7 protein-coding genes are annotated in these 11,726 nt (G+C 71.0%); 6 read left to right on the top strand and 1 reads right to left on the bottom strand.

All coding sequences use genetic code 11. The features are described 5' to 3' along the window. Window positions 1-23: 23 nt before the first annotated feature. Window positions 24-2,060 carry a glycosyl hydrolase family 28-related protein gene (locus NFX44_RS25120; RefSeq protein WP_262286063.1) on the bottom strand — a complete coding sequence of 679 codons (2,037 nt, stop codon included), beginning with the start codon at window positions 2,058-2,060 and terminating at the stop codon, window positions 24-26. 250 nt (window positions 2,061-2,310) lie between these two features. On the opposite strand from NFX44_RS25120, the gene NFX44_RS25115 reads away from it, so the two are divergent. From NFX44_RS25115 to NFX44_RS25090, 6 genes are all read left to right on the top strand, one after another. Then, window positions 2,311-3,312, top strand: a complete 1,002-nt coding sequence (locus NFX44_RS25115; protein WP_369015347.1) for a LacI family DNA-binding transcriptional regulator — start codon at window positions 2,311-2,313, stop codon at window positions 3,310-3,312. Between the two features lie 313 nt (window positions 3,313-3,625). Then, the gene (locus NFX44_RS25110; RefSeq protein WP_262286061.1) at window positions 3,626-5,005 is read left to right on the top strand and encodes an ABC transporter substrate-binding protein; all 1,380 of its coding nucleotides are present in this window, start codon (window positions 3,626-3,628) and stop codon (window positions 5,003-5,005) included. Between the two features lie 81 nt (window positions 5,006-5,086). Then, window positions 5,087-6,043, top strand: coding sequence for a carbohydrate ABC transporter permease (locus NFX44_RS25105; protein WP_262286060.1), 957 nt, complete (start codon window positions 5,087-5,089; stop codon window positions 6,041-6,043). A gap of 12 nt (window positions 6,044-6,055) precedes the next feature. Next, complete coding sequence (locus NFX44_RS25100; RefSeq protein ID WP_262286059.1) at window positions 6,056-6,943, top strand: carbohydrate ABC transporter permease; 888 nt, start codon at window positions 6,056-6,058, stop codon at window positions 6,941-6,943. A gap of 108 nt (window positions 6,944-7,051) precedes the next feature. Next, window positions 7,052-8,677 carry a glycoside hydrolase family 13 protein gene (locus NFX44_RS25095; protein ID WP_262286058.1) on the top strand — a complete coding sequence of 542 codons (1,626 nt, stop codon included), beginning with the start codon at window positions 7,052-7,054 and terminating at the stop codon, window positions 8,675-8,677. Window positions 8,678-8,801: 124 nt separating this feature from the next. Further along, entirely contained in the window at window positions 8,802-11,666 is a 2,865-nt protein-coding gene (locus tag NFX44_RS25090) for a discoidin domain-containing protein (protein ID WP_262286057.1), read from the top strand. Window positions 11,667-11,726 lie beyond the last annotated feature (60 nt).

Below are 11,726 nucleotides of genomic sequence, written 5' to 3'. Positions count from 1 at the left end.
GGGCCGCTCCGGAAGGGATCAGCTCACCACGGCGTCGGGGCTGGCGGCGGCACCACCGGGGGGCGGTCGTCGCAGGTGATGGTGTTGGGCAGCAGCCAGGGGGCGAGCCAGCCGCCGTCGTTGCCGCCGAGGTCGGTGAGGGTGAACTCCGACCCGGCCGGGGTGAAGTGGAACGACCCGCAGTTGTTGACCCCGACCGCGCCGACGTTGCGCGCGTCCACGTCGGCGAAGGAGGCGGAGCCGGCGGTGCGGGCGCTCACCACCGAGGTGCCGGTGCCGTCGACCCGGATGTCCCGGAAGTGGACGCTGTCGATCGAGACCGTGTCCTTCACCGGCCAGTCGCTGACCAGCATGATCGCGTTGTAGGTGTTGTCGAGGTAGTGGTCGCCGACCACCTGGATGTCGGCGTCGATGCTGCGGTCCAGCGCGTAGAACCAGATCGCGCCGAGGCCGATGTTCCAGTTCAGGTCGTACGTGCCGGCCCGGACCGTGGTGTTGCCGGTGATCCGGAGCTGGCCGGCGAAGGGTTCGGCACCGAACCGGGAGCCGATCTGGATGGCGCTGCCCTCGCGGACCGGGTCGGCGATCAGGTTGTGCGAGACGGTGAGGTCGCTGCCGCCGTAGAGGGCGATGCCGTTGGCCAGCACGGGGGACTGCACGGTGTTGTGGTCGAAGGTGTTGTGCGCGTTGCTGGTCCGCTCCGACCACATGGCCAGGGCGTCGTCGCCGGTGTTGCGGATGAAGCTGTGCGAGATGGAGGAGTGCGTGACGCCGGTGTGGAAGTTGAGCCCGTCGGCGATCTGGTCGGCGATGACCGTGCCGGTCACCCGCAGGTCGGTCATCGGGCCGTCGAACCACAGGCCGACCTTGGTGTGGTGCAGGTAGAGGCCGTCGACGGTGGAGTGGTTGAGCGCCCCGCCGATGCCGTTGACCTGGTCGGTGTCGATGCGTTCCCGCACGTCGCCCTCGATGGCGAAGCCGGAGAGGTGCACGTCGCTGCTGCCGCCGTCGGCGGCGTCGCGGCCGTAGAAGCCGACGCCGGTGTGCACCGAGCCGTCGGGTGCCGGGGTGTCCAGGGCGACCTCGCGGCCCTTGACGATCGTGTACCAGCTGCCGGCGCCCGCGATCGTCACGTCGTCCACGGTGATGTGCCGGTTCACCTGGTAGGTGCCCGGCGGCAGGTACAGCGTGCGGTCGGCCCGGCGGGCGTACGCGACGGCCCGGTCGAACGCGTCGGCGGACTCCCGGCGGCCGGTCGGGTCGGCGCCGAAGGCCAGCACGTTCACGGCGTGGGGCAGCACCCGGGGCGGAGCGACGAGGTGCGCGTCGAGCAGGTCGATCACCGTCCACGCGGCGGCCGTGCCGGTCGGCGCGGTCAGCCGGACCACCTCGCCGGCCCGGTGGGTGCGTCCCAGCAGCAGGCGCTGCTCGTCGTAGAAGTGGTGTGGCCGGAACGGCTTGCTGATGGTGGGCGCGGGCGTGGTGGCCGCCGGCACGCACGAGCACTCGGTGATCCACCAGTCCGGGTGGAGCAGGTCGGCGCCGGGGTCGTTGGTGAACGGGTACTGGTTGTAGAGCCAGGCGTACTGGGAGGTGAGGGTCATGGTGCGGGCCGGTCCGCGGCCGACGGTGACGCGCAGCGGCGCGGTGATCCCGCCGCCGCCGGGGGCGTCGGGGATGCTGTACCGGACGGTGAGCGCGTTGGCCGCCCGCGGGAGCGTGAACTCGACGTACTGGCCGGGGGAGAGGCGGACCGCCCGCCGCCCGGACGCCTCGCCGGCGAGGGTGTAGGCGGCGCGGTCCGGGCCGATGACCGTGCCGGTGGTCCGGGCGTGCTCGGCCTCCTGCTCGACGAAGTCCACGTTGGCGCCCCGGCCGGTGACCAGCGCCGGGTCGAGCCCGGCCCGGGTGATCACCGGCGTCGGGCCGGTGCGGCCGGCCGCCAGGGCGGCGCTGCCGGACGGTACGGCCAGCGCGACGGCGGTGGCCGCCACCGCGAGGATCCTGGCGATCGGCACGGCCGGGCGCCGGCCCGCCGCGCCTTCCACGCTCCGCTGCATCGGGCTACCCACTTTCACCGGGGGACGGGGGAGACGGTGGTGGCGTCGGCGCGGCTGGGACGCGCCCGCCGAGAAGTGCCTCATGTTATTCCGGGCCTTTGTCAATATTCAAGCTTCTGTTTGTTCGAATCTTTCCGGGCCTCGCAGCCACCCCGGACCCGTCCGCGTGGCCCTCCGGCGACCCGGACCAGGCGGATCCGCCACCAGCCCTTGTTCATTTCTTGCAAGAACACGACGTAGGATTGCGGCCGTGACGAAACGGTTGACGGAGGTGGCCCGCAAGGCGGGCGTCAGCGAGGCCACCGTGAGCCGGGTGCTCAACGGGCGCGGGGGCGTGTCCGAGGCGACCCGGACCGCGGTGCTCACCGCGCTCGACGTGCTCGGCTACGAGCGCCCGACCAAGCTGCGCGGCGAGCGGGCCCGGCTGGTCGGCCTGGTCCTGCCCGAGCTGCAGAACCCGATCTTCCCGGCGCTCGCCGAGGTGGTGACCGGCTCCCTCGCGCAACGAGGCTTCACCCCGGCGCTCTGTGCCCGCACGATCGGCGGCGTGTCCGAGTCGGACTACGTCGAGATGCTCCTCGACCACCAGGTGTCCGGCGTGATCTTCGCGGGCGGGTCGTACGCCCTGGCCGACGCCACGCACGAGCACTACCGCCGGCTGACCGACCGGGGCCTGCCCGTGGTGCTGGTCAACGCCGGCGTCGACGAGCTGGGCTTCCCCCGGGTCTCCACCGACGACGCGGTGGCCGTCGAGCAGGCGTACGGGCACCTGCGCTCGCTCGGGCACGAGCGCATCGGCATGGTGCTCGGTCCGGAGGGGCACGTCCCGTCCCGGCGGAAGCTGGCCGCGATGATCCAGGCGGCGGGCTGGGCCGACGACACCGCGTACGTCGAGCGCTCCAGCTTCTCCATGGAGGGGGCGCGGGTCGCGGCGAGCAAGCTGATCGAGCGGGGCGTCACCGGCGTCATCTGCGCCAGCGACGTGTTGGCCCTGGGCACCATCCGGGCGGCGCGGCGGCTGGGCCGTGCGGTGCCCACCGACGTGTCGGTGGTGGGCTTCGACGATTCCGCGTTCATGACCTGCACGGACCCGCCGTTGACCACTGTCCGGCAGCCCATCGAGACCATGGGGCAGGCCGCCGTGGACCTGCTGGTGACCCAGATCGAGGGGGCCGGCGTGCTGCGCGACGAGCTGCTGTTCGAGCCCGAACTCGTGGTGCGTGGTTCCACCGCGCCCGCCCCCGGTCGCTGACCATCGCGCCGGGTGCCGAGCGCGCGCCCGACGGCGTACCGCCTGCCTGACCTTCTGACGACGCTCCGGCCGTCGACCGCTGAACCGCGGTCGGCGGCCGTTCTCGTTGTCGCCCGCCGAGCTCGGGACCGACAAGCTGTCGACATCTGTCGTCACAAAGTCGTGTCCTTTCACGGCACGATCGAAACCTTGCCGCAATGAGTCGGTCTCGCTACAGTGACTCCACTCACACCGGCCCCGACGTCGGGCGGTGGCGATCACGGCAAACCAAGCGAAGGCCATGGATACACCCGTTCCCCGAAGGGATGGACAGATGTCCGTACCGCAGTACCGGAAGGCTGCGGCGATAGCGCTCGTGGCCGGCCTGGGGCTCAGCCTGGCGGCTTGCTCCACGAAGAGCGACGACGCGGCGAAGGACGCCAGCGGCAAGGTCACCATCACCGTCGACTGCCAGCCGGTCGGCGCCCAGAAAGAGCTGCTGAAGAACTGGAACGACGACGTAGCCGAGTTCCAGCGGCAGAACCCGAACATCGTCATCAAGAGCGTCAGCGTCGGCGAGCAGTGCAACAACCCGCCGGACTTCACCGCCCGCCTCGCCGGCGGCACGGTGACCGACGTGTTCTACGGGTACATGACCGATCTCCAGCAGGTGCTGGACTCCGGTCAGGCCATGGACGTCACGGAGTACGCCAACAAGGACACGATCCCGACCTGGGACAGCGTCGACCCGGCGCTCAAGGGGGTCTTCACCGACGGCGGCAAGCTCTACGCCGTCCCGGTGAAGAACTACTCGATGGGCCTGGTCTACAACAAGGTGCTGTTCCAGCGGGCCGGCCTCGACGTGAACAACCCGCCCAAGACCTGGGCGGAGGTCCGGGCGGCGGCCAAGAAGATCTCCGCCCTGGGCAACGGCATCGCCGGCTACTCCGAGTACAGCGCCGGCAACACCGGCGGCTGGCACTTCACCTCCCTGCTCTACTCCCAGGGCGGTCAGGTGCTGACCGAGGACGGCAAGAAGGCCGACTTCAACAACGCGATGGGCAAGCAGGTCCTGCAGAACCTCAAGGACATGCGGTACGGCGACAACAGCATGGGCAGCCGCCAGCTGCTCCAGTGGGGTGACCTGCTGACCAACGCCGGCGCAGGCAAGGTCGGCATGTTCATCGGCGCCCCGGACGCCACCCAGGCGATCGTCAGCCAGTTCCAGGGCAAGTTCCAGGACTGGGCCATGGGCCCGCTTCCCGGCCAGGACGGTGCCGCGAAGGCGACGCTCGGTGGCGGCGAGGGCTACTTCTTCAAGAAGGGCCTGACCCCCGAGCAGGTCAAGGCCGGTCTGAAGTGGGTCGCCTACCAGAAGTTGATGCCGGGCAAGGGCCAGTTCGACTACGTCCGGGCCAAGCCGCAGAACTACCCGGTGGGTCTGCCCCAGCCGCTGCTGTTCGCCAACGGGAGTGACGCGCAGAAGAAGGAGCTGGAGCTGCGCAAGGCGAACGCCAACGTCGACACGGCGAACTTTGCGATCTTCGAGGCGAACCCGGTCCCGATCAAGGGCGAGCCCCGCAACGCCCAGGCGATCTACGCGGTGCTCGACGCGGCGATGTCCGGGGTTCTGACGAACCCGAACGCGAACATCGACGCGCTGCTCAAGACGGCCGAAGAAAAGGTCAACCAGCTGCTGGCCGCCGGCAGCTGAGCCGACCGGTGTGGGGGCCGGCGCGCCGGCCCCCACACCCCGCCCCGTCCCGTCCGGTCACCGACGTCCGCAGGAGAAGCCTTGGCGATCATCACCGTCCCGGGTACCACCAGGAAACCGGGTCGCCCCGAGCCGCCGTACCCGTCGAGCCGCCGCCGGGCGAGCCTCGGCCGCAAGGTACGGGACAACCTCACCGGGCACACGTTCCTGATCGGCGCGCTCGTCTGCTTCGCCGTCTTCTCCTGGTACCCGATGGTCCGCGGCATCGTGATGAGCTTCCAGCGCACCCGCAGGGGTGAGACCACCTGGGTGGGCTGGGACAACTACACCCGCATCATCGCCGACCCGAGCTTCTGGACCGCCTGGAAGAACACGTTCTACTTCACGTTCCTCGCGCTGGTCCTCGGGTACGCGGTGCCGTTCTTCGTGGCCATCCTGCTCAACGAGTTCCGCCACGCCCGAGGCTACCTGCGGATCCTGGTCTACCTGCCGGTCATGCTGCCGCCCGCGTCGGCGCTCTTCCTCTTCAAGTTCTACGCCTACGACCCCAGCGAGGCGGGCCTGTTCAACGCGATCCTCGCGGCGCTGCACCTGCCGACCTCGGAGTGGATGCAGTCACCCGGGATGACCATGCCGGCCATGGTGCTCGCGTCGACCTGGATGAACATGGGCAGCGCCGTGCTGATCTACCTGGCGGCGCTGCAGAACATCCCCGGCGAACTCTACGAGGCGGCCGAACTCGACGGCGCCGGGATATGGCGGCGGATCCGGCACGTCACCATCCCGCAGACCCGGCTGATCCTGGCGCTCCTGGCGATGATGCAGATCGTCGCCACCATGCAGCTCTTCATCGAGCCGCTGATCCTCGCCAACGGCGCGGGCACGGGCGACTCGGCCACGTCGGTGGCGTACCTCATCTACCAGCACGGGTTCTTCCAGAACGACCTCAACGGCGCCGCCGCGCTCGGCGTGATCATGCTCGTCGTGCTGGCCGGCTTCTCGGCCGTCTACGTGCGGCTGACCGCGAAACAGGACTAGGACGGACGAGGAATGGCACAGGACTCCGGGACCCGGACCCTCATCTCCCAGGCCCAGCTCGAACGGGGACGCGGCCGGATCATCTACTGGACGCTGCTCGCCGTCGTCGTGGTGGCGTTCACGCTCGTCTTCATCGGGCCGCTCTACTGGATGGTCACCGGCGCGCTCAAGTCCGGCCAGGAGATCGCGCAGACCCCGCCGTCGCTGTACCCGAAGGACCCCCAGCCGCAGAACTACGTCGACGCGTGGAACAACCTGGACCTCGCCAAGCTGCTGTTCAACACGTTCTACTACGCGACCGGCGCGGTGCTGTTCCAACTCGTCCTGGACACGGCGGCGGCGTACTCGCTGTCGAAGCTCCGGCCGATCTTCGGCAACGCGATCCTCGGCCTGATGCTGGCGACGCTGATGATCCCCGCGATGGTCCTCATCGTCCCGCAGTACGTGACGGTCATCGACCTGCCGATCCTGCACCTCAACCTGCTCGACTCGCCGTTCGCCATCTGGCTGCCCCTGGTGGCCAACGCGTTCAACATCTTCCTGTTGAAACGGTTCTTCGACTCGATCCCGGAGGACCTCATGGCGGCGGCCTTCGTGGACGGGGCGACCCCGCTGCGCACGCTCTGGTCGATCATCCTGCCGATGTCGCGCCCCATCCTCGGCGTGGTCTCGATCTTCGCGGTGACGGCGGTCTGGAAGGACTTCCTCTGGCCGAAGCTGGTCATGCCGTCGCCCGAGACCCGCACGGTCAGCGTCGGCATCTACGCCTTCGCCGGCGGCACCCCGATGAACGTGGTGATCGCCGCCTCGGTCATCGCCGCGATCCCCACCGTCGTCATCTTCCTGATCTTCCAGCGCAACATCATGTCCGGCCTGACCACCGGCAGCCTCAAGGGCTGACCGGCCGGACACCACCGGCGTAACCACCCGAGGCGACCGACGACCGTTCGCCCGACACATCCAGGTCCGGCGAACCCGCCGACGTACCGACGCAGAAAGCAGGTGCTCGTGTCCACAGCAGACAGCGGTCCGTGGTGGCGTGGAGCGGTGATCTACCAGGTGTACCCGCGGAGCTTCGCCGACGGCGGTGGCGACGGCATCGGTGACATCGCCGGCATCCGGTCCCGGCTCCACTACCTGTCCGAGCTCGGCGTCGACGCGATCTGGTTCAGCCCCTGGTACCCCTCCCCGATGGCCGACGCCGGCTACGACGTGGCCGACTACCGCGACATCGACCCGGTCTTCGGCACCATCGCCGAGGCCGAGGCGCTGATCAGCGAGGCACACGCGCTGGGCATCCGGACCATCGTCGACATCGTGCCGAACCACTGCTCCGACGCGCACCCCTGGTTCCAGGCGGCCCTGGCCGGCGGGCCGGACGCGCCGGAGCGGGAGCTGTTCTGGTTCCGGCCCGGCCGCGGCCCGGACGGCGACCAGCGGCCCACCGACTGGGTCGGCGAGTTCGGCGGCCCCACCTGGACCCGGACCGTCAACCCGGACGGCACTCCCGGCGACTGGTACCTGCACCTGTTCGCACCCGAGCAGCCGGACTTCAACTGGGACCACCCGCGGGTGCGCGCCGAGTTCGAGGACGTCCTGCGGTTCTGGTTCGACCGGGGCGTGGACGGCATCCGGATCGACTCGGCCGGGCTGCTGGTCAAGGACGGCACGCTGCCCGAGACCCGGCCCGACCGGCCGCACCCCTTCCGGGACCTCGACGGGGTGCACGACATCTACCGGAGCTGGCGGCGGGTCGCCGACTCCTACCCCGGCGACCGGGCGCTGATCGGCGAGGTGTGGCTCCCGGACCGGGAGCGGTTCGCCAACTACCTGCGGCCGGACGAGCTGCACGCCGCCTTCAACTTCGACTTCCTCGGCTGCGCCTGGGACGCCTCGGCGCTGCGCGAGAGCATCGACGGGACGGTGCACGCGCACGCGCCGGTCGGCGCACCGGCCACCTGGGTGCTCTCCAACCACGACGTCACCCGGCACGTCACCCGCTACGGCCGGGCGGACACCCGGTTCAGCTTCGCGGCCAAGCGCGAGGGCATCCCCACCGACCTGGAACTGGGCACCCGCCGGGCCCGGGCCGCCGCGCTGCTCTCCCTGGCGCTGCCCGGCGCCGCGTACGTCTACCAGGGGGAGGAGCTGGGCCTCTGGGAGGTCGAGGACATCCCGTACGAGCTGCGCCAGGACCCCATGTGGGAACGGTCCGGCCGGGTCGACCCCGGCCGGGACGGCTGTCGAGTGCCGCTGCCCTGGGCCGGTGACACCCCGCCGTTCGGGTTCAGCCCCGACGGCGCGGCGGCCGGGCCCTGGCTGCCCCAGCCGGCCGACTGGAAGGACCGCACGGTCCGCGCCCAGACCGGCGACCCGCACTCGATGCTGGAGCTCTACCGGGCGGCCATCGCGATCCGCCGGTCCGAGGCCGCGCTCGGCGACGGCACGCTCACCTGGCTGCCCGCCCCAGACCAGGTGCTCGCCTTCGCCCGGGAACCCGGCCTCACCTGCCTGGTCAACCTCTCCGCCGCCGCCGTGCCGCTGCCCGGGCACGAGCGGCTGCTGCTGGCCAGCGGTCCGCTCGACGACGACCGGCTGCCGCCGGACACCGCGGTCTGGCTGCGGACCGGCTGACCCGTCCCCGGCGCCGGCGGGCACCCCGCCGGCGCCGCCCGCCGCGCCACCCGAACAGGAGGGAGGAGGAGCCACCGCACCGCACGGGGGACCTGGCCATCCGACGAAAGGGAGCGCACCCCTCATGGCCGAGCACACCACCCCGCACCAACCCCACCGCAGCCGGCTCCGCGCGGGGCTCGCCGTCCTGGCCGGCGCCGCGCTGGCCGCCACCTCCGTCACCGTCGTGGCGCTCAGCACCACCGCCACCCCGGCCCGCGCCGCCGGGCTGTCCCCGTTCGCCATCGCCGGTCGCGGCGCCACCGTCGGCTTCGTCGAGCAGGAGGCGGAGAACGCGGCGCACACCGGCACCCGCATCGGCCCCGACCGCCGCTACGGCACCCTCCCGTCGGAGGCCTCCGGCCGGGAGGCGGTCACCCTCGACGCCGTCGGCGAATACGTCGAGTTCACCCTCACCGCGCCGGCCAACGCGGTCACCTTCCGGTACAGCCTGCCGGACAACGCCGCCGGCACCGGCCGGGACGCCAGCATCGACCTGCGCGCCGGGAGCACCCTCGTCAAGTCCGTCCCGGTCACCTCCCGGTACGGCTGGTACTACGGCGGCTACCCGTTCAACAACAACCCGGGCGACACCAACCCGCACCACTTCTACGACGAGACCCGCACCCTGTTCGGCACCACGTACCCGGCGGGCACGAAGATCCGCCTCCAGGTCTCCTCGACCGCGCAGTCGCCCAGCTTCACCATCGACCTGGCCGACTTCGAGCTGGTCGGCGGGCAGATCGCCAAGCCCGCGGGCGTGCTGGACGTGGTCACCGACTTCGGCGCCGACCCGAGCGGCGCGACCGACTCGACGGCGAAGTTCCAGGCCGCCGTGGACGCCGGCAAGGCCCAGGGGAAGACCGTCTGGATCCCCGCCGGCACGTTCACCCTCTGGGACCACGTGGTGGTCGACGGGGTGACTCTGCGCGGCGCCGGGCCCTGGTACTCGGTGCTCGGCGGCCGGCACCCCACCGACCGCAAGCGGGCCGCCGGCATCTACGGCAAGTACGTGCCCGGTGGCGGCTACAGCGGCGAGATCCGGCCGCACGAGGCCGGCGGGCCCAGCCGCAACGTCACCCTGCGGGACTTCGCCATCATCGGCGACATCCGCGAGCGGGTCGACGAGGACCAGGTCAACGCCCTGGGCGGGGCCATGTCGAACTCGGTGGTGGACAACCTCTGGTTGCAGCACACCAAGGTCGGGGCCTGGATGGACGGCCCCATGGACAACTTCACCATCCGCAACAGCCGGATCCTCGACCAGACGGCCGACGGGGTGAACTTCCACTGGGGCGTCACCAACTCCACGGTGACGAACACGTTCGTCCGCAACACCGGCGACGACGGCCTGGCCATGTGGGCGCAGAGCGTGCCGAACGTCAACAACGCCTTCACCTTCAACACCGTCGGCGTCACCATCCTGGCGAATAACCTGGTCACCTACGGGGGCCGGGACATCCGGATCACCGACAACGTGACGGCCGACTCGGTCACCAACGGCGGCGGCATCCACGTGGCCAACCGCTATCCCGGCGTGAACGGCCCGACCGCCGTCGCCGGCACGATCACCGTCGCCCGCAACACCCTGATCCGCAACGGGAACTCCGACTACAACTGGCGTTTTGGCGTCGGCGCACTCTGGTTCTCGGCGCTCAACGAGCCGATCCAGGGCGCCACCATCAACGTCACCGACACCGACATCCTGGACAGCTCCTACGCCGCGCTGCACTGGATCGAGGGGCAGACCAGTGGGATCAACCTGAACAACGTGCGCATCGACGGCGCGGGGACCTTCGCGCTCCAGGTGCAGGCGCCCAGCCAGGTCAGCTTCACCAACGTCCGGGCCACCGGCATCGCCCAGGCCAACCCGATGTACAACTGCGTCGGCAGCGGCTTCCAGATCACCCAGGGCGCCGGCAACTCCGGCTGGTACTCGGCGAGCCCGTACTGCGGGCCGTGGCCCGAGCCGCAGTGGGGCAACGGCCCGTCCACCCCGCCCACCCCGACCCCGACCAGCCCCACGCCGAGCCCGACCCCGACCACCCCACCGCCGTCCGGCGGCAACCTCGCGCTCGGTCGGCCGGCCACCGCGTCGAGCAGCACCCAGACGTACGCGGCGGCGAACGCGGTGGACGGCAACGCCGCGACCTACTGGGAGAGCGCCAACAACGCGTTCCCGCAGACGCTGACCGTGGACCTCGGCGCGGCGCGCAGCGTCGACCGGGTGGTGGTCAAGCTGCCGCCCGGCTGGGAGCGGCGTACCCAGACCCTGTCGGTGCTCGGCTCCACCGACGGGTCGACCTGGAGCACGCTGAAGGCTTCGGCCGGCTACACCTTCGACCCGGCCACCGGCAACACCGTGTCGATCCCGCTGGCCGTGGGACAGTGGCGGCACCTGCGGCTCAGCGTCACGGGCAACACCGGCTGGCCGGCCGGCCAGGCCGCCGAGTTCGAGGTGTACGGCGGCAGCACCACCACCCCGCCGCCGACCACCACGCCGCCCCCGACCACCACCCCGCCGCCGCCCGGCGGGAACCTGGCCGCCGGGCGGCCGGTCACCGAGACCAGCCACGCCGACGTGTACGGCGCGGCCAACACGGTCGACGGCAACGCCGCCACGTACTGGGAGAGCGCCAACAGCGCCTTCCCGCAGTCGCTGACCGTGGACCTCGGCGCGACGTACCCGGTGTCCCGGGTGGTGCTGAAGCTGCCACCGGCGTCGGCCTGGCAGACCCGCACCCAGACCCTGTCGGTGCTCGGCTCCACCGACGGCTCCACCTGGACCACCGTGAAGGCGTCGGCCGGCTACACCTTCGACCCGGCCACCGGCAACACCGCCACCATCACCTTCCCCTCCGCCGGGCGCCGGCACCTCCGGCTGACCTTCACCGGCAACACCGGCTGGCCCGCCGGCCAACTCGGCGAGTTCGAGGTGTACGCCAGCTGACCGCCCCCGGGGTCCCCGCGGCGCGGCGGGGACCCCGGCCACCCCCCACCACACCCACCT

It is taken from the genome of Micromonospora sp. MA102 (genome assembly GCF_025460765.1).
Classification (GTDB): Bacteria; Actinomycetota; Actinomycetes; order Mycobacteriales; family Micromonosporaceae; genus Micromonospora; species Micromonospora halotolerans.
Note: the sequence above shows the minus strand (reverse complement) of the source record. Positions and strands in the feature narration are given on the sequence as shown.